Below are 18169 nucleotides of genomic sequence, written 5' to 3'. Positions count from 1 at the left end.
ACGGTCATGGACAGGGGCCCGGGGGAGATCTCCCCCGGGCCCCTGCTCGTACGTTCCTCTCCCCTACGGACGGTCGGCCCGCGCCGCCCCCAGCACCCCGAGGGCCAGCAGGAGTTGCGCGGCGATGTAGGTGAGCATCACCCAGAAGTCGGGGGCGGGCAGCCGGGGCCACTCCGCGATGCCGGTGGCGATGAGGGCGTCGGAGAGCAGGAAGAGCGCCCCGCCGGCCGCCGCGTACCGGCCGAGGACCCCGGCCCGCCACGCCATCGCGGTGAGCAGCAGGCTGTAGCCGGCCACCGGAACGCGCAGCTCCGCCGGGAGGTCGGACCAGATCAGGACGAGGAAGACGGCGAGGACGAGGACGTACGCGGCCCCCGTGGCCAGGGCGGCGGGGGCCCGGTCCCGGCCGAAGAGCGTCAGGTAGCAGACATGGCCGACGGCGAACGAGCCCATCCCGAGGAGGAACGCCAGGTCGTTGTCGGCGAGCAGGAACACGTCCCCGCCCCACCCGAACAGCAGGGCCGCGATCAGCAGCCGGGGCCCGCCCCGGACGGCCGCGTACCCGGCGAGGAGCGGCATCAGCAGCGGCTTGGCGACCAGGTGGACGGTGTCGAGCCCGGCGAGGAGCCCGGCCAGGTCGACGGCGGCGGCGAGGAGGAAGGCGATGAGCAGGGGCCGCGCGAACCGCTCGGCGCGCGGCGCGGTGGCGCGTCGCGGGTCGGTGGGACGGGCGGCCGTGGCGCTCATCGGGTGGGCTCCGGGGCGGCGGCCTGAGCGGGTACGGGGGCGGGTGCGGGTACTTCGACCGGTACGGGAGCGGGCGCGGGAGCCTCGCCGCGTACGGCACCAGGAGCTTCACCTGATGCAGGTGCCCCCTTCTTCAGCGCAGGCTGCCAGCCCGGCCCCCGGAAGACCCGCCCGGCGCGCTCGCTCCAGCTTTCGGCGGCCCGGATGTCCCGGGCGATGGCCGCGTACTCGTGGGTGGCCACGCGCAGCGGGTTGTGGGTGGAGATGTTCTTGGTGAGCCCGTAGACGGGCCGCTCGGTCTCGGCCGCGAAGGAGCCGAACATCCGGTCCCAGATGATCAGGATCCCGCCGTAGTTGCGGTCCAGGTAGCTGCCCTGCGAGGCGTGGTGGACGCGGTGGTGCGACGGCGTGTTCAGGACGTACTCGAAGGGGCGCGGAAGCTTGCCGACCCGCTCGGTGTGGACCCAGAACTGGTAGACGAGGTTGGCCGACTGGCAGAAGGCGAGGGCCGCCGGGTGGACACCGCAGGCGATCATCGGCAGGTAGAAGGGCCAGACGGTGGCGGAGGTCCAGGGCTGGCGGAGCGCGGTGGTGAGGTTGAACTTCCGGCTGGAGTGGTGGACCACATGGCAGGCCCACAGGATCCGGATGACGTGGTGGCCCCGGTGGGACCAGTAGTAGAAGAAGTCCTGGGCGAGGAGCATCAGCAGGACCGTCCACCACACGACCGGCACCCGCAGCGGTGTCAGCTCGTAGACCGCCATGTAGATGGCGAGGATGGGGATCTTCCACAGCAGGTCGAACCCGAGGCTGCCGAGCCCCATGGTGACGCTGGTGGCGGCGTCCTTGGTGTCGTATCCGGCGGCGTCCTCGTCCGGATGGAAGCGGTAGCTGACCATCTCGATCACGGTGAGCAGCACGAAGGCCGGTATTGACCACAGCACGACATCGGGCAGGTTCGGCTCCATGCGAGCACCGTAGGGCCGCCCGTCGGTGAGGGCTAGAGGTTGTTACCCACAAGTATGCGAGACCTGCTGTCAGCAGTCTTTGGCACCTTCTGCCAATGGACGGGGCCGTAGGATTTCCGGAACGCGCGTCGTCGAGGGGGAGGAACGCACGTGTCCGGTACGGAAGTTGCGCTGATTCGGCTGGCCACGACAGTGCTCGGCGCGGCGACGAAGGCCTTGCTCACCCCGAGGCCGGGCGCGGGCCTGGTACCGGACCCGGTCCGTCCGCTCCCCCGCCCGCCGAAGCCGGACCGGCTGGCGCAGGTGCTGGCGGGCCGCCTGTCCGAGGCGTACGCGGACCTGCCCGAGCACGAACGGCTGGCCGCGCTCGCCTCCGTACAGGACACGTTCGCGGCGGCGGGCAAGCTGGATACGGGGCGGCTGTTCGCGGCGGAGCTGGACCCCGGGCGGCTGCACGCCGAGCTGTCGTCCCCCGCCTCCGGACTCTCGGCACGCGCCCGCGACCTTTACGAGGACCTCCTCGGCCGCTGCTGCGCGCATCTGGTGGAGCAGCTGACCGCCCACCCGTCGTTCGCGGCGCGGGCGGCGGTGGAGCAGGTCCGGGCGGCGGGGCGTACGCGGGAGCTGGTGGAGGACGTACGGGACCGGGTCGGCCCGCGCCCGGTCGCGGCGGATCTCGACTTCGAGCTGCGGTACGCGGAGTTCATGGCGGCGGCCAACAGCCGGGTGGAGCTGTTCGGGCTGACGCTGGGGCGGTCGGCGGGCGGGTGGCCGCTGGAGACGGCGTACATCGGTCTGGAGGTCAGCGGCGAGTACGGGACCGCCGACTGGCCCGGTCTGGATCACCCGGTCCGGACCACGGTCAGGATCGAGCAGGCCCTCGGCGAGCGGGACCGGCTCCTGTTGCGCGGACCGGCCGGTTCCGGCAAGAGCACGCTGGTGCAGTGGCTGGCCCTGAACGCGGCCCGGCAGTCGTTCGGGGACGAGCTGACCGGCTGGAACCGGTGCGTCCCCTTCGTCCTGCGGCTCCGCGCCTTCACGGCCCTCGATGCGCTGCCCTCCCCTGCGGACTTCCTGCGCGCGGCCGGTGTCCCGCTGCACGGCTCGGCCCCGGCGGGGTGGGCGGACCGGCTGATGCACCAGGGCCGGGCGCTGGTGCTGGTGGACGGGGTCGACGAGGTGCCGGACCGGCTGCGCAAGCGCACGGAGCGCTGGCTGAAGGATCTGATCGTCGCGTATCCCCGGGCCAAGTACGTGGTGACGACCCGCCCGTCCGCCGTCCCCGAGACCTGGCTCTCCGCCTCCGGCTTCGAGCCGCACACGCTGCTGGCGATGCGCCAGGAGGACGTACGCGCGTTCATCGGCCACTGGCACCGGGCGGCGAGGTCGGAGTGCCGGGCGGAGGAGGAGCGCGCCGAGCTGGACCGGTACGAGAACGCGCTCCGTCGTGCGGTCGGCACCCGCCGGGACCTGGGGCTGCTCGCGACGAACCCGCTGATGTGCGCCCTGCTCTGCGCGCTGAACCGGGACCGCCGGATGCAGCTGCCCCGGGCGCGAAAGGAGCTGTACGGCGCGGCGCTCGACATGCTCCTGGTCCGGCGCGACACCGAGCGCGAGATCGTCGGGGTGGAGGGCGTCGACCTGACCCGCGAGGAGCAGACGGCGCTGCTCCAGCGGCTGGCGTACTGGCTGATCCGCAACGGCCTGGTCGAGGCGCGGCAGGAGGAGACAGTGGGCCTGCTCACCGACTGGCTGCGGTCCATGTCCCAGGTCCGGGGCACCCCCGACCAGGTCTTCACCCACCTCCTCAACCGCAGCGGCCTCCTCCGCGAACCGGCCCCGGGCTCGGTGGGGTTCGTCCACCGCACGTTCCAGGACCACCTGGGCGCGAAGGCGGCGGTGGAGGCCCGCGACTTCGGCGTCCTGGTCCGCCATGCCCACGAGGACCAGTGGGACGACGTGGTGCAGATGGCGGTAGGGCACGCCCGGCCGGACGAGCGGGCAGTGCTGTTGCGGGGGTTGCTGAAGCGGGCGGACGCGGAGCCGGAGCACGGACACCGGCTGGTGCTGCTGGCGGCGGGGAGCCTGGCCCATGCGCCGGAGCTGGATCCTGGGGTGCGGGAGGAGGTGGAGGGGCGGACGACGGGGCTGTTGCCGCCGGAGAGCCAGGAGTCCGTCGACGAGCTGGCCAAGGTGGGCGATCTGGCGGTGGAGCTGCTGGCGGCGATGGTGGAGGAGTTGACGGAGCGGGAGGCCGCGTCAACTGTGCGAACTGCAGAGGCCGTCGGCGGAGACGCGGCGTACGAGCTGATCAAGCAGTTCCGTGACGACGAGCGGCGTCAGGTGGCAGATGCCGTCTCTCTGGCTTGGAATGCATTCGACCCGGACCTCTACGCACGCGAGGTGATGGCGGCCCGGCCCTGGGACGACACCTACGTCTACGTGAAGTCCGATGCTCAGCTCGCATCGTTGCACCGCATTCCGCGCATGAGCCGTCTGAACTTGGCAGGTGAGCACCAAGATCTGTCCCAGGTGCTCTCCCGACCGAGCCTGGAACGACTCTTCCTGTGGGAGAACGGGCACCTGAACGACATCGGGCCGCTCGTAGCGATGCCACGCCTCCGCGAACTGGGGCTCAGCCACTGCCCGCGCGTCTGGGATCTGGAACCGCTGAGGCGTACCGGGGTCGAATGGCTCTCGCTCGTCCGGCTCCATCCCGCGCTCGACCCCGCACCGCTCACCGAGATGTCCGACCTCCGTCACCTCGTGCTCGGCCATCCCTTCCGGGTCGGGAGCATCGGCGAGCTGCCCGTATGCGATCAGCTGACCGGCCTCGACCTGCTGAGCGAGACGCGCTACCTGAACCTGGAGGGTCTGGACCGTTGGACAGGGCTGAAGTCGCTGTCCCTCTACACCAGGGCCCACTATCAGCAGCTCACCCGGATGCCCTCACTCCACGGTCTCGAGCGTCTTCACCTGCTCCGCGAGTCCGACCTGGACCTCCGTCTCGCAGGCCCCCTCACCTCGCTGCGTGAACTCCTTCTGTACCCGATCGGTAAGGCCCACGTCCTCGCGCCCCTCGCCGATCTCCCGTCGCTCACCACACTCGTCCTCCATGGAGAAGGCACCTACGACCTCACTCCCCTCGCCGCCTGCGAGAACCTGACGGTCCAACTGGCCCACGACACCCACGCCACAGGCACCGAACTCTTCCCGCCCGACCGCATCATCCGCCTCCCCTGACCCACCCCCCAGGCCCACCGAGTAGGGCACTGTCAGTCGCGGCCCGTATTCTCTGTGACCATGCTCGACGACCGTCAGACAGCCGCACCGTGGCCGACCGCCTACCCCCAGGGGTACGCGGTCGTCGACGTGGAGACCACCGGCCTCGCCCGGGACGACCGGATCATCTCCGCCGCCGTCTACCGGCTGGACGCCCTGGGCAATGTCGAGGACCACTGGTACACGCTGGTGAACCCCGAGCGGGACCCCGGTCCCGTCTGGATCCACGGGCTGACGAGCGATGTGCTGGAAGGCGCGCCGCTCTTCCCCGAGGTGGCCGGGGAGCTGTCGGCGCGGCTCGCGGACCGGGTGCTCGTCGCGCACAACGCGGCGTTCGACTGGTCGATGATCGCCCGGGAGTACGCCCGGGCGTCGGTCGTCGCCCCGGTCGAGCAGCGGCTCTGCACGATCGCGCTCGCCAAGGAGCTGCGGCTGCCGCTGCCCAACCACAAGCTGGCCTCGCTCGCCGCCCACTTCGGCGTCGTGCAGCAGCACGCGCACCACGCGCTGGACGACGCCCGGGTGCTGGCCGAGGCGTTCCGGCCGAGTCTGCACGCGGCGGCGCGGGGCGGGGTGCGGCTGCCGTTGCTGGAGTGCCTGCCGCTGACCGAGTGGTCCGACTCCCCCGTCACCCCGCGCGTCGGATACCGCCCGGCGCGGCAGCCGAACAGCTGGCGGCCCTCGCGGAAGCGCCCGGCCTGCCCGTATCCGAATCCGGGACGGTACGAGAAGGAGAAGCCGCTCAAACAGGGGATGCGGGTGGCGTTCTCCGGGGACACCTCGGTCGACCGGGAGCTGCTGGAGGACCGGGCCGTGGAGGCGGGGCTGCATGTGGCGACCAGCGTGTCGCGGCTGACCAGTCTGCTGGTGACCAACGATCCGGACTCGGCCACCTCCAAGACGCAGAAGGCGAAGTCGTTCGGCACGCCGATCGTGGACGAGAGCGCCTTCACCCATCTGCTGCGCGATGTGGCCCCGGCCGACGGGACCGTGCTGCCCCGGCAGGCCACCCCGCCACCGTCGGAGGCCACCCCGTCATCGGAGTGAACCGGGCGCGACTCGCCCCGTGCCCGCTCGCCCGTCGCCGCCGGGCGTCCCACCCTGTGGCGCATGGCACGTTGTGAGGTTTGCGGAAACGACTACGGCATGTCCTTCGAGGTGCACGCACAAGGTGCGGTGCACGTCTTCGACTGCTTCGCCTGCGCCATCCACCGTATGGCCCCGATCTGCGAGCACTGCCGGGTCCAGGTGATCGGGCAGGGCGTCGAGGCCGACGGGCAGTGGTACTGCGGCGCCCACTGCGCCCGCGCCGAGGGGAAGGCGGGCATCGTGGACAAAGTGTGACGGAACCACTCATCGTCGGGCAGCCCCGACCACACCCCCTGAGTGCCGCACCCCATGACCCCGGTTGTACGGTCATGGGGTGTACCGCTTCCTGTTGACCCGGCAGTGGGTTCTCCTCACCCTTCTCGCGCTCGTCCTGATGCCGACGATGGTCGAGCTGGGGTTCTGGCAGTTCCACCGCCACGAGCGGCGGGTCGCGCAGAACGAGCTGATCTCGCGGAACCTGGAGGCCGCCCCGGCCCCGGTCACCGATCTCACCTCCCCCGGGCACACCGTCCCGCGCTCCGACTACTGGCGGGCGGTGACCGCGACGGGCACGTTCGACACCGAGCACGAGGTGGTGGTCCGTCGGCGGACCTCGGCGGACGACAAGGTCGGCGTGCATGTGCTGACCCCGCTGGACCTCAAGGGCGGCGGCACCGTTCTCGTCAACCGGGGCTGGGTCCCCGCCGCCCCCAACCAGACGGCGTTCCCGGACGTGCCGCCCGCACCCCGGGGCGAAGTGACCGTCACCGGGCGGCTCAAGGCGGACGAGACGACCGGCAGCAGCGGGATCAAGGATCTGGCGGGGCTGCCGGACCGGCAGGTCATGCTGATCAACAGCGAGCAGCAGGCGCAGCTGCTCTCCCGTGAGGTCCTCGGCGGGTACATCGAGCAGACCTCCCCCGAGCCGTCGGGCGGGCTGCCCGAGCAGATCCCGGACCCCGACGACAGCTCGATCGGCGCCCATATGGCGTACGCGGTCCAGTGGTGGCTGTTCGTCGCCGCCGTCCCGGTCGGCTGGATCATCCTCGTACGGCGGGAGAAGCGGGACCGCGAGGAGGCCGCCGCGAAGGGCGAGCAGGCCGTGGAGGACACCCAGCAGCCCGCCCCCGCGAGCGCCTGAGCCCGTCCGCCCCTCGGTTCCCGGCAGGTCCTGAGAGGTCCGGCACACCGGTCGGCTGGTTGACGAGGGTCCGGTTCGGGAAAACGCCAGAGCGTGACCCCACGCATCGAGGACTACGCCCTGATCGGCGATCTCCAGACCGCCGCGCTCGTCGGCAGGAACGGTTCGATCGACTGGCTCTGCCTGCCCCGCTTCGACTCCGGCGCCTGTTTCGCGGCCCTGCTCGGCACCGAGGAGAACGGCCACTGGCGCATCGCCCCGCAGGGCGCCGGTCCCTCCGACACCTGCACCCGGCGCGGCTACGCGGGTGATTCGCTGGTCCTGGAGACGTACTGGGAGACCCGGACCGGCACGGTCAAGGTCATCGACTTCATGCCGCAGCGCGACAAGTCGCCCGATGTGATGCGGATCGTGGAGGGCGTCAGCGGCAGCGTCGACATGAGCTCCGTGCTGCGGCTGCGCTTCGACTTCGGCTCCGTCGTGCCCTGGGTGCGCAAGTCGCACGACCACCGGGTCGCGGTCGCGGGGCCCGACTCCGTATGGCTGCGCAGCGAGCCGCCGGTCAAGACGTGGGGCCAGCAGTTCAGCACCTGCTCCTCGTTCACCGTCGCGGAGGGCGAGAGCGTGGCGTTCGTGCTGACCTGGCACCCCTCGCACTCGCCGCGCCCCAAGCTGATCGACCCGCACAAGGCGCTCAAGCACACGCTGCACGACTGGGCGAAGTGGACCGAGCAGTGTACGTACGAGGGGCCGTACCGCGAGGCCGTGCTCCGGTCGCTCATCACGCTCAAGGCGCTGACGTACGCCCCGACCGGCGGCATCGTGGCGGCCCCGACCACCTCGCTGCCGGAGGAGATCGGAGGCGTACGGAACTGGGACTACCGCTTCTGCTGGCTGCGGGACGCCACGCTCACCCTCGGGGCGATGGTCTCGGCCGGGTATCTGGAGGAGGCGGAGGCCTGGCGGGACTGGCTGCTGCGGGCCGTCGCCGGGGACCCGGCCGACCTCCAGATCATGTACGGCCTCGCGGGCGAGCGCCGGCTGCCGGAGTCGGAGCTGCCCTGGCTCGCCGGATACGAGAACTCCCGCCCGGTACGGATCGGGAACGCGGCCGTCCGCCAGCGTCAGCTGGATGTGTACGGCGAGGTCATCGACGCGCTCCGGCTCGCCAGGGTCGCCGGTCTGGACGACAAGCCGCACGCCTGGAACCTCCAGCTCAGTCTGCTCGGCTTCCTGGAGTCGTCGTGGCGCGAGCCGGACGAGGGGCTGTGGGAGATCCGGGGCGCGCGCCGCCACTTCGTCCACTCCAAGGTGATGGCCTGGGTCGCCGCCGACCGGGCGGTCCGCTCGCTGGAGGAGAACCCGGAGCTGCCCGGGGACGCGGACCGCTGGCGGGCGATGCGGGACGCCGTCCACGCCGAGGTGTGCGAGAAGGGGTACGACCCCCACCGGAACACCTTCACCCAGTCCTACGGGTCACGGGAGCTGGACGCCTCGACGCTGCTGATCGTGCGGACCGGGTTCCTGCCGCCGGACGACCCCCGGGTCATCGGCACGGTCGACGCGGTCCGCGCCGAGCTGGGCAGCGACGGGCTGGTCCGCCGCTACAGCACCGAGGGCGCCTCCGTCGACGGACTGCCCGGCGACGAGGGGGCGTTCCTGGCCTGCTCGTTCTGGCTGGTGGACGCGTTGCAGCGGATCGGCAGGCCGGAGGAGGCGCGGGAGCTGTTCGAGCATCTGCTGGAGCTGCGCAACGACATGGGGCTGCTGGCCGAGGAGTACGACGTCACGACCGGGCGGCAGCTGGGCAACTTCCCGCAGGCGTTCAGCCATATCGGACTGGTCAACTCCGCGGTCGACCTGGCCGGGGAGGACCCGGCAGGATAGGGCCATGGATCTTGGACTGAAGGACCGCGTGTACATCGTCACCGGCGCGACCCGGGGCCTGGGCAACGCCACGGCACGGGAGCTGGCCGCCGACGGCGCGAAGGTGATCATCACCGGCCGGGACGCGAAGAGCGTCGAGGAGGCCGCCGCCGAACTGGGCCCGGACGCCGTCGGGGTCGCCGCCGACAACGCCGACCCGAGCGCCGCCCAGCGGCTGGTGGACACGGCGCGGGAGCGTTTCGGGCGGCTCGACGGCATTCTCGTCAGCGTCGGCGGGCCCGCGCCCGGCTTCGTCGCGGACAACACCGACGACCAGTGGCAGACGGCCTTCGAGACGGTGTTCCTCGGGGCGGTCCGGCTGGCCAGGACGGCGGCCGCCGCGCTGGGCGAGGGCGGGGTCATCGGCTTCGTGCTCTCCGGTTCGGTGCACGAGCCGATCGCCGGACTGACCATCTCCAACGGGCTGCGCCCCGGTCTCGCCGGTTTCGCCAAGTCGCTCTCCGACGAGCTGGGACCGCGGGGCATCCGGGTCGTGGGCGTGCTGCCCGCCCGGATCGACACCGACCGGGTCCGCGAACTGGACGCGCTCTCGGGCGACGCCGATGCCGCTCGTACGGCCAACGAGGCCCGCATCCCGCTGCGCCGGTACGGGACACCGGAGGAGTTCGGGAAGACCGCGGCCTTCCTGCTCTCCCCCGCCGCCTCGTATCTGACGGGGATCATGGTGCCGGTGGACGGCGGGGCCCGGCACGGGTTCTGAGGGGGCGCCGCCCGTCCAGGAGGCGTTCATGCGTGGGCGTACGGGAACGGGCCCGCCCCCGTACGCGTACGGAAACGGGTCCGGCCCCGTAAGCCGACCGGCCGTCAGGACACCCGTTCCGCACGGTGTTTGACGGCCTTCAGCCGGACCTCGGCCGGGAGTTCGTCCAGGCCCGCCGACTCGCGGGCGTGGGCCAGCGCGCCGTCGGCCACCGCGTTGAGGGCCCGGGCGGGGGCGGCGTGCGGCTCCATCAGGAGGCGGACGCGGGCGCGGGGCGCGGTCCGGCGGCCGGTCAGGGCCGCCTGGGCGCGGGCCACCCCGTCCACCTCACCCGCCTCCTCGGCGAGGACGCCCTCCAGCGCCCGGCCGCGAACCTGGGCGCCCTCGCCGTCGCCGCTGTCGACCAGCACCTCGGCGAGGCGGCCGCGCCGGAGCTGGGCGAGGAACCACCACAGGGCGAGGACGACCAGCGCGGCGAGGACCGCGATCACGGTCGGCCACCACCAGCCCTCGTCGCGCCAGCGGCCCCGGTCGGCGGCGCTGAGCAGTACGTCGGTCCTGCCGTCCCAGGGCCACCAGGACGGTACGGCGGCGCCGAGGCCCGCCGCGAGGACCGCGCCGCCCACGACGATCAGGACGAGTCCGGCGAGGGCCAGCAGGATCCGGTTGACGGTGGGGCGCATGCCGCTCATCCCTTCCTCTCCGGCCGGTCGACCCGGACGGAGAGGCCGGGCGGCTTCGCCAGGCCCAGCTCCCCGACGGCCCTGGCCAGCACGGTCTCCAGGTCGGTGCGTACGTCGTCGATCCCCCGGAAGTGCGAGAGGGCCCGCACCTTCGCCTTGCGCCGCCCCATCCGGACCCGGACGGACTGCACGCCGGGCACCTCCACGGCCCGGTCCCGCAGGACCAGCGCGGCGGCGGTGCGGTCGAGTCCGGCCCGGACCTCGGTACGGTCACGGCGCATCGGCAGCAGATCGCGCAGCCCGGGGGTGAGGGCGAGCAGGAGGAGCCAGAGGCCGATGGCCGCGGCGACGCCCGCGCCGACGAGCACGGCGACATCGTCGAGCTGCCGTTCCGCCAGGCCGTCCGCCAGGGAGCGTCGCCACTGCATGGCCGGGTGACCGGCCCGTACGGCGGCGATGTCGTAGAGCAGCAGCCCGGCCGCGCCCAGGAGCACCAGGGCCAGCAGGGCAGCCGGGACCCGGCGGGCGGACCAGAAGCGGCGGGCCCGGCCGCCGCCGCCCTGATCGAGGGTGGGGACCGGCTCGTGGGACGGGGGCGCGCCGGGGTCGGGCGGGCCCGGGGCGCCACCGGCCCGGTCCACCGTGGGCATACGCCGGGTGGAACCGGTGGAGCCCCTGGGGTCGTCGGGGGCCACCGGGGTCGTGGGGTCGGTCGGGTCCGTCGTCATCGGATCCTCCCCTGTCCGCCACCGGCTCCCGCCGTGTGCAGCCGTTCGACCTGGACGGCCACTTCCGGCACGTCCATCCCGGCCAGCGACTTGACCCGCTGGGCGACCCGGCTCCGTACGGCACCGCACTGGCGGCCGATGTCGCAGGGGTAGCGCAGCTCCAGGCTGACCCGGACCCGGGCGGCGTCACGGTGGACGGTGACCGTGGCGCGCGGGGAGGCTCCGTCCTCGGGGGGTTCGTCGACGGCTTCCTTCGCCGCCTGCGCGGCGATCTTGGCGACGACCCGGTCGGCGATCCGGGTCTCGCCCCGCTCGGCGGCGGCGACCTGCCCGGTCACCGCCGTCACCGTCGCCGGTCGCCGCGCTCGCGACTCCGGAAGAAGTCGCCGGGTTCCAGGTCACCGTCGAGGAAGCGGCCGGCGATGAAGCCGATCGCCCCCAGGGCGGCCACCAGGACGAACGCTCCGAACCCGCCGAAATATCCGGCGAATCCGAGCGCCATGCCGGCCAGCAGGCCGGCCGCAGCCATGCTCATCGTCTCTCCTCTTCCTCAACTGCTGTACGGAACCCGGGGATCACTGGACGCGCTGCTGGCCCTCGTCGTCATCGTCGTCGTCCTCGTCGGGCAGCTTGACGTCGCTGACCGCGATGTTGACCTCGACGACTTCGAGTCCGGTCATGCGCTCGACCGCCGAGACGACGTTCTCGCGCACGTCACGGGCGACGTCGGAGATGGCCACCCCGTAGTCGACGACGATCTCCAGGTCCAGGGCCGCCTGGGACTCACCGACTTCGGCCTTCACGCCTCGGGTGACGGACTTGCCGCCGCCGGGGACCCGGTCGCGGACCGCGCCGAAGGTCCGGGACAGGCCGCTGCCCATCGCATGGACGCCGACCACATCGCGTGCGGCCATTCCGGCGATCTTCTCGACCACGCCGTCCGCGATGGTGGTGCGGCCCCGGGTGCCGGGATCACCGCCACCGCGCTTGTTCAGGGGGGACTTGCCCCGGCTGTCGCCGGGACCGCTGTCGGGGCCGTTGCGCTGGGAGTTCTCGCTCATCGCCACTCTTCCCTTCGGGACAGGGTTGGGACTTCCTTGCCCACGTTAAGTGCGCTTGCCCGGTCCCGCGCCGTGGATACGGCAGGGTGGGGGGATGACGACGGAGCTGAGCCCGCGGAGGGCCGACGGATGGACAGCTGCGGTACGGCAACGGCTGGGCCTCGGCCGGCTGCTCCCCCTGGGCGGTGCCACGGACGGCGTCTGGATCGCGGAGACGGCGGCGGCCTCGGTGCTGCGCGCGGAGGCGGTCGTTCCGGGCGCGGTGCTCGGGACGCTGAGGATCGGGCTGTCCCGGGGAGCCGCCGATAGGAAAGACATGACCACGCCTGAGCCCACGTCCCCGCTCTCCTCTCCCCCCGCGTCCGGGGCCGCGCCCGGGCCCGTGCCGCCGCCGGGCGCGCTGCCGCCCGGGCCGCTGAGGATCGAGGCGGAGTTCCGGGCGGCGGCGGACCGCCCGCTGCCGGGGACGGCGGCCACCCTGCGCGCGGCGCTCGTCGCGGCGGCCGCCGCCCGGCTCGGCCTGGAGGTCGCGGAGGTGGACCTGCGGGTGACGGCACTGCTGGAGGACGGAGCATCGGCCGGGGACGACACACACGGTGACGGTGGGGCATCCGGCGACGGCGAGGCATCCCCTGACGGAGGGCCATCCGATGGCGGCGGGGCATCCGATGGCGGCGATGCGCCCGATCAGGTGATGGCCCCCTCCGCCGCGTCCCCCGCTGCCGCGCGGGCGGAGGGTCCGGTGGCGGAGGCCGCCGCCGGGGTGCCCGGGGTCGTCTCGCTGACCCGGACCCTGGGCAGCCCGGTGCACACCGCCACCGACCACATCCGGGTCGAGGTGGCGACGGCGGGGGACCACCGGGCCCTCGACGTGGCCCGGTCGGTGCGTACGGCGGTGTCGGCGGCCACGACGGACCGGCTGCCGGTGTCGGTGCTGGTCACGGACGTGGTGGAGCCGCCTACCGGGCGCGCCCGGTAGCCCCCGGGGCCCCGCCCGATCCAGCCGGGCCGGTCCGGCCGGGTATCAGTCGGTGATGCCCGCCAGGTCCCGCAGCCTGCGGCCCTGTGCGGCGCGCTCGGCGACCCGCTGCTCCTCGTACGTACGGGAGACGGTACCGCTCAAGAGCGCCTTGGTCTCCACGACCGCGTCGCGCGGGGCGGCGAGCAGTGCGGCGGCCAGGTCGCGGGCAGCCCCGTCGAGCTGGTCGGCGGGGACGACGAGGTTGGCGAGGCCGGTGCGCTCGGCCTCCTCGGCGTGCACGAACCGCCCGGTGGCGCAGATCTCGAGCGCGCGGGCGTACCCCACGAGGTTCACGAGGGGGTGGGTGCCCGTGAGGTCGGGGACCAGACCGAGGCTGGTCTCGCGCATGGCGAACTGCACGTCCTCGGCGACGATCCGCAGATCGCAGGCGAGGGCGAGCTGGAAGCCGGCGCCGATGGCGTGGCCCTGGACGGTCGCGATCGACACCAGGTCATTGCGGCGCCACCAGGTGAACGCCTCCTGGTACTCGGCGATGGTCGCGTCGAGTTCGGCCTCCGGGCCGCGCGCCATGTCGAGGAAGGACGGCTCGCCGTCGAACCCCTCGGGGTGAACGCCTGCCGGTCGAGTCCCGCGGAGAAGGACTTGCCCTCGCCACGGAGCACCACGACACGGACATCGCCGGGCAGCACCCGTCCGGCCTCGGTCAACGCCCGCCAGAGAGCGGGAGACTGGGCGTTGCGCTTGGCCGGGTTGGTGAGCGTCACCGTGGCGACCGCGTCTTCGACGGTGAGCCGTACGCCGTCCTTGTCGAGCACAGGGTCGAGCGAGGTCATGGGGCACCTCCGGATCGGGTGCAGTCAGCACTCGGGAATGAAGTGACTGAACAGTAACCACCCGGACGACCTTGCGGTCAGCCGGGTGGCCACCCCGAATTCCGATGAGCCCGCAGAGGACCGGGGCACTCAGGCCGAAGCGGCCTTCTTGCCTCGTGTGGCACCGCCACGGCCTCGCAGCGTCACTCCGGACTCACTGAGCATCCGGTGGACGAACCCGTAGGAGCGGCCGGTTTCCTCGGCCAGCGCCCTGATGCTCGCACCGGAGTCGTACTTCTTCTTCAGGTCTGCCGCGAGCTTGTCACGCGCGGCGCCGGTCACCCGGCTGCCCTTCTTCAGAGTCTCGGCCACCCGTGCCTCCTCTATGGGAAGTGCGCTCTGGACTCTCATGATCACCCCTCCCGCGCTTCCTGGCCACCCATTCGGCAAGGTCGATACGACCGGATTCCGGACCGGAGAGCGCTCCGACACGATCGGAATCCCGTATTCCGCCGGGTTGCCGGGGCATGCGGAGCCTACCGGCGAGAGAACCGGCAGGTCAGAGCCGTACGGGAAGGAGAGGCCCGGAAAGGGGCGCGCGGCGGGTGAGCACCGGGCGCACCACCGGGGTACGAGACGTCCTCACGCAGATGGTGGATCACGCGTAGGCCGAATGATCTATCCGGGGGTGATCCGGGCTCCTCCCGAAGGGTTCGACGCGGGGCGCGACCCGGGCCCCGGTGGGGGCGCGGGGGCTCAGGCCAGGGCGACCAAGTCGCGGTAGTCGGCGCCCCAGAGGTCCTCGACACCGTCCGGGAGGAGGATGATGCGCTCCGGCTGGAGCGCCTCGACCGCGCCCTCGTCGTGGGTGACGAGGACGACGGCGCCCTTGTACGTACGGAGCGCGCCGAGGATCTCCTCGCGGCTGGCGGGGTCCAGGTTGTTGGTGGGCTCGTCGAGCAGGAGCACGTTGGCGGAGGAGACGACCAGGGTCGCGAGCGCGAGCCGGGTCTTCTCGCCGCCGGAGAGCACCCCGGCCGGCTTGTCGACGTCGTCGCCGGAGAAGAGGAACGAGCCGAGCGTCTTGCGGACCTCGACGAGATCGAGGTCGGGGGCGGCGGAGCGCATGTTCTCCAGGACCGTGCGCTCGGGGTCCAGGGTCTCGTGCTCCTGGGCGTAGTAGCCGAGCTTGAGGCCGTGGCCCTGGATGATCTGGCCGGTGTCGGGCTTCTCGGCGCCGCCGAGGAGGCGCAGCAGCGTGGTCTTGCCGGCGCCGTTGAGGCCGAGGATGACGACGCGCGAGCCCTTGTCGATGGCGAGGTCGACGTCGGTGAAGATCTCCAGCGATCCGTAGGACTTCGACAGGCCCTCCGCCATCAGCGGGGTCTTGCCGCAGGGGGCGGGCTCGGGGAAGCGGAGCTTGGCGACCTTGTCGGAGACCCGGACGGCCTCCAGTCCGGCCAGCAGCCGGTCGGCGCGCTTGGCCATGTTCTGGGCGGCGACGGTCTTGGTGGCCTTGGCGCGCATCTTGTCGGCCTGCGAGTTGAGGGCGGCGGCCTTCTTCTCGGCGTTCTGGCGCTCGCGCTTGCGGCGCTTCTCGTCGGCCTCGCGCTGCTGCTGGTAGAGCTTCCAGCCCATGTTGTAGATGTCGATCTGGGAGCGGTTGGCGTCGAGGTAGAAGACCTTGTTGACGACCGTCTCGACCAGCTCGACGTCGTGGGAGATCACGACGAAGCCGCCGCGGTAGGACTTCAGGTAGTCGCGCAGCCAGACGATGGAGTCGGCGTCGAGGTGGTTGGTCGGCTCGTCCAGGAGCAGGGTGTCGGCGTCCGAAAAGAGGATCCGGGCCAGCTCGACACGGCGGCGCTGACCGCCGGAGAGGGTGTGGAGGGGCTGGCCGAGCACCCGGTCGGGGAGGTTGAGCGCGGCGGCGATGGTGGCGGCCTCGGCCTCGGCGGCGTACCCGCCCTTGGTGAGGAACTCCGTCTCCAGGCGCTCGTACTTCTTCATCGCCTTCTCGCGGGTGGCGCCCTTGCCGTTCGCCATCCGGTCCTCGTTCTCGTGCATCTTGCGCAGGATCTCGTCGAGACCGCGGGCGGAGAGGATGCGGTCCCGGGCGAGGACGTCGAGGTCGCCGGTGCGGGGGTCCTGCGGGAGGTAGCCCACCTCGCCGGAGCGGGTGATGGTGCCGCCCGCGGGGGTGCCCTCGCCCGCGAGGCACTTGGTGAGGGTGGTCTTGCCCGCTCCGTTGCGGCCGACCAGGCCGATGCGGTCGCCCTTGGCGATCCGGAAGGAGGCGGACTCGATGAGGATGCGGGCGCCGGCGCGCAGCTCGATGCCGGTGGCGGTGATCACGGAAAAACTCCAGGGCAGGGTGGACGGCGGAGGGACGAGGGCGGAGGTCTCTCGACGCCGCTAATGCACAAGGAGAATGGCCATGGGCTCCATTCTACTGGCGGTGTGCAACTGCTTTTCCGCGTGCCCGGCGGGATGAACCGCCCGATACTCGGCGCAGGGCGGCACCCCGTCGCCCGCCCCGAGCCGAGGGTGGTGCGCCCGTGCAGTTCGACGACGACGCCGGTCTGGACACGTCGGAGGTCCAGGATGTGCGCGGGAGCCGTATCCCGGGCGGGCGGGCCACCGTGGGCGGCGGCATCGTGGGGCTCATCGCCCTGGCCCTGGGGCTGCTGTTCGGCGTCGGCCCGGATCAGCTCGGCCTCTCGTCCGGCGACACCGAGCCGGAAGCGGTCTCCTCATCGGCGGCGCAGGTGCAGCAGAGCTGCCGGACGGGCCAGGACGCCAACAACCGGGACGACTGCCGGACGGTGGCTGTGGTCAACAGCGTGCAGGACTTCTGGCGCCAGGAGTTCGAGCGGCGGCGGGGCAGTTACGCGGCCGCGCCGACGGTCCTGTTCAGCGAGCGGGTGAACACCGCGTGCGGGTCGGCGACCTCGGCGGTGGGCCCCTTCTACTGCCCGGGCGACCGGAAGGTCTATCTGGACCTGGGCTTCTTCGACGAGCTGCGGACGAAGTTCGGCTCCAGCGGCGGGCCGTTCGCCCAGGCGTACGTGGTGGCGCACGAGTACGGCCACCATGTGCAGAACCAGCTGGGCACGCTGAGCCGGTCGCAGGACGGGCGGCAGGGCGCGGACAGCAACGCGGTGAAGGTGGAGCTGCAGGCCGACTGCTACGCCGGGGTCTGGGCGCACCACGCGACGACGACCCCGGACGAGTCGACGGGCCGGCCGCTGATCACCGAGCTGACCCGGGCGGACATCCGGGACGGGCTGGACGCGGCGGCGGCGGTCGGGGACGACCGGATCCAGGAGCGGTTCCAGGGCCGGGTGACCCCGGAGTCCTGGACGCACGGCTCCTCCGCGCAGCGGCAGCAGTGGTTCTCCACGGGGTTCCGCAGCGGTGACATGGCGCAGTGCGACACCTTCTCCTGATCCCCTCCCGGGCCGGACGGAAGGCCGTCGGCGGCGGACGGAAGGCCGTTGTCAGCGCCGGGTGGAAGACTGAGACGCAGATCACACAGGTGGTCGATCCCGGAAGAGGTGAGGACGATGGCGGGCGCGGCGCGGGGTGTCCCGACGATCTACCCGACGGTGCTGTACGAGGACGCGAAGGCGGCGATCAGGACGCTGACGGAGGGCTTCGGCTTCACCGAGGAGGCGGTCTACGAGGGCGAGAACGGCAGCGTGCTCCACGCCGAGCTGTCGTGCGGCAACGGCAGGGTGATGCTCGGCTCCAAGGGCGGTTCGGGTGTCTTCGCCCGGGCGATGGCGGGCGCGGGACCGGCGGGGGTGTACGTGGTGGTCGACGAGGTGGACGAGCACTACGCGCGGGCCCGGGAGTTCGGCGTGGAGATCCTCATGGAGCCCACGGACCAGGACTACGGCTCACGGGACTACATGGCCCGGGACGCCGAGGGCAACGTCTGGAGCTTCGGGACGTACGCACCGGGGTCCGCCGACTGAGCGGCGGGCCCCGGCGGGGTGGGTGCGGACCGGGCGGTGCCGGGTGCGG

Annotated in this window: 18 protein-coding genes and 1 pseudogene; 9 read left to right on the top strand and 10 right to left on the bottom strand. The window is 72.2% G+C overall.

Annotation, left to right across the window (positions count from 1 at the left end; all coding sequences use genetic code 11):
• Window positions 1–63 precede the first annotated feature (63 nt).
• Window positions 64–747: a lysoplasmalogenase gene (locus DJ476_RS27860; RefSeq protein WP_112491814.1), complete on the bottom strand. Its 684-nt coding sequence runs from the start codon at window positions 745–747 to the stop codon at window positions 64–66.
• Complete coding sequence (locus tag DJ476_RS27855) at window positions 744–1715, bottom strand: sterol desaturase family protein (protein WP_112491813.1); 972 nt, start codon at window positions 1713–1715, stop codon at window positions 744–746. Before DJ476_RS27855 ends, DJ476_RS27860 begins: the two co-directional genes overlap by 4 nt.
• 150 nt (window positions 1716–1865) lie before the next feature.
• Between DJ476_RS27855 and DJ476_RS27850 the strand changes: the two genes are divergently transcribed.
• The 6 genes from DJ476_RS27850 to DJ476_RS27825 all read left to right on the top strand — a co-directional run bounded on the left by DJ476_RS27850 (window position 1866) and on the right by DJ476_RS27825 (window position 9874).
• Entirely contained in the window at window positions 1866–4958 is a 3093-nt protein-coding gene (locus DJ476_RS27850; protein WP_208853537.1) for an NACHT domain-containing protein, read from the top strand.
• 54 nt (window positions 4959–5012) lie between these two features.
• Window positions 5013–6044 (top strand): DEDDh family exonuclease, encoded by a 1032-nt coding sequence (locus DJ476_RS27845; RefSeq protein ID WP_103418787.1) that lies wholly within the window; start codon window positions 5013–5015, stop codon window positions 6042–6044.
• Window positions 6045–6107: 63 nt separating this feature from the next.
• The gene (locus tag DJ476_RS27840) at window positions 6108–6341 is read left to right on the top strand and encodes a hypothetical protein (RefSeq protein ID WP_078507646.1); all 234 of its coding nucleotides are present in this window, start codon (window positions 6108–6110) and stop codon (window positions 6339–6341) included.
• A gap of 79 nt (window positions 6342–6420) precedes the next feature.
• Window positions 6421–7227, top strand: coding sequence for an SURF1 family cytochrome oxidase biogenesis protein (locus DJ476_RS27835; protein WP_112491811.1), 807 nt, complete (start codon window positions 6421–6423; stop codon window positions 7225–7227).
• Window positions 7228–7320: 93 nt separating this feature from the next.
• The gene (locus DJ476_RS27830; protein WP_112491810.1) at window positions 7321–9114 is read left to right on the top strand and encodes a glycoside hydrolase family 15 protein; all 1794 of its coding nucleotides are present in this window, start codon (window positions 7321–7323) and stop codon (window positions 9112–9114) included.
• Window positions 9115–9118: 4 nt separating this feature from the next.
• Window positions 9119–9874, top strand: a complete 756-nt coding sequence (locus tag DJ476_RS27825) for an SDR family oxidoreductase (protein WP_070201484.1) — start codon at window positions 9119–9121, stop codon at window positions 9872–9874.
• A gap of 104 nt (window positions 9875–9978) precedes the next feature.
• Here DJ476_RS27825 and amaP read toward each other — a convergent pair whose 3' ends face one another.
• From amaP to DJ476_RS27800, 5 genes are read right to left on the bottom strand one after another with little or no spacing between them, the layout of a single operon-like run.
• On the bottom strand, window positions 9979–10566 hold the full coding sequence (gene amaP / locus DJ476_RS27820) for an alkaline shock response membrane anchor protein AmaP (protein ID WP_112491809.1): 588 nt from the start codon (window positions 10564–10566) through the stop codon (window positions 9979–9981).
• Window positions 10563–11285 carry a DUF6286 domain-containing protein gene (locus tag DJ476_RS27815; protein ID WP_103418782.1) on the bottom strand — a complete coding sequence of 241 codons (723 nt, stop codon included), beginning with the start codon at window positions 11283–11285 and terminating at the stop codon, window positions 10563–10565. The genes amaP and DJ476_RS27815 overlap by 4 nt, the downstream gene beginning before the upstream one ends.
• Window positions 11282–11632, bottom strand: a complete 351-nt coding sequence (locus DJ476_RS27810; protein WP_070203797.1) for an Asp23/Gls24 family envelope stress response protein — start codon at window positions 11630–11632, stop codon at window positions 11282–11284. The genes DJ476_RS27815 and DJ476_RS27810 overlap by 4 nt, the downstream gene beginning before the upstream one ends.
• The gene (locus DJ476_RS27805; protein ID WP_018488194.1) at window positions 11629–11820 is read right to left on the bottom strand and encodes a hypothetical protein; all 192 of its coding nucleotides are present in this window, start codon (window positions 11818–11820) and stop codon (window positions 11629–11631) included. The genes DJ476_RS27810 and DJ476_RS27805 overlap by 4 nt, the downstream gene beginning before the upstream one ends.
• A 40-nt stretch (window positions 11821–11860) precedes the next feature.
• Entirely contained in the window at window positions 11861–12346 is a 486-nt protein-coding gene (locus DJ476_RS27800; protein WP_103418781.1) for an Asp23/Gls24 family envelope stress response protein, read from the bottom strand.
• A 94-nt stretch (window positions 12347–12440) separates the two neighbouring features.
• Between DJ476_RS27800 and DJ476_RS27795 the strand changes: the two genes are divergently transcribed.
• A complete protein-coding gene (locus DJ476_RS27795) occupies window positions 12441–13325 on the top strand; it encodes a hypothetical protein (protein ID WP_103418780.1) in 885 nt (294 codons plus the stop codon).
• A 45-nt stretch (window positions 13326–13370) separates the two neighbouring features.
• Here DJ476_RS27795 and DJ476_RS27790 read toward each other — a convergent pair.
• The 3 genes and pseudogenes from DJ476_RS27790 to DJ476_RS27780 form a co-directional block, all read right to left on the bottom strand.
• Window positions 13371–14161: pseudogene (locus tag DJ476_RS27790) on the bottom strand (enoyl-CoA hydratase/isomerase family protein).
• 129 nt (window positions 14162–14290) lie between these two features.
• The gene (locus DJ476_RS27785) at window positions 14291–14512 is read right to left on the bottom strand and encodes a helix-turn-helix domain-containing protein (protein WP_006123601.1); all 222 of its coding nucleotides are present in this window, start codon (window positions 14510–14512) and stop codon (window positions 14291–14293) included.
• A 384-nt stretch (window positions 14513–14896) separates the two neighbouring features.
• Window positions 14897–16495 (bottom strand): ABC-F family ATP-binding cassette domain-containing protein, encoded by a 1599-nt coding sequence (locus DJ476_RS27780; protein ID WP_053561752.1) that lies wholly within the window; start codon window positions 16493–16495, stop codon window positions 14897–14899.
• A 203-nt stretch (window positions 16496–16698) separates the two neighbouring features.
• Here DJ476_RS27780 and ypfJ point away from each other — a divergent pair, with 203 nt between their 5' ends.
• Both ypfJ and DJ476_RS27770 read left to right on the top strand, forming a co-directional pair.
• Window positions 16699–17589 carry a KPN_02809 family neutral zinc metallopeptidase gene (ypfJ, locus tag DJ476_RS27775; RefSeq protein ID WP_112491808.1) on the top strand — a complete coding sequence of 297 codons (891 nt, stop codon included), beginning with the start codon at window positions 16699–16701 and terminating at the stop codon, window positions 17587–17589.
• 117 nt (window positions 17590–17706) lie between these two features.
• Window positions 17707–18120: a VOC family protein gene (locus tag DJ476_RS27770; RefSeq protein WP_112491807.1), complete on the top strand. Its 414-nt coding sequence runs from the start codon at window positions 17707–17709 to the stop codon at window positions 18118–18120.
• Window positions 18121–18169: the final 49 nt, after the last annotated feature.

Source organism: Streptomyces bacillaris (assembly GCF_003268675.1).
GTDB classification, from domain to species: domain Bacteria; phylum Actinomycetota; class Actinomycetes; order Streptomycetales; family Streptomycetaceae; genus Streptomyces; species Streptomyces bacillaris.
The sequence above is the reverse complement of the archived record's forward strand: the minus strand, read 5'-3'. Positions and strand labels throughout refer to the sequence as shown.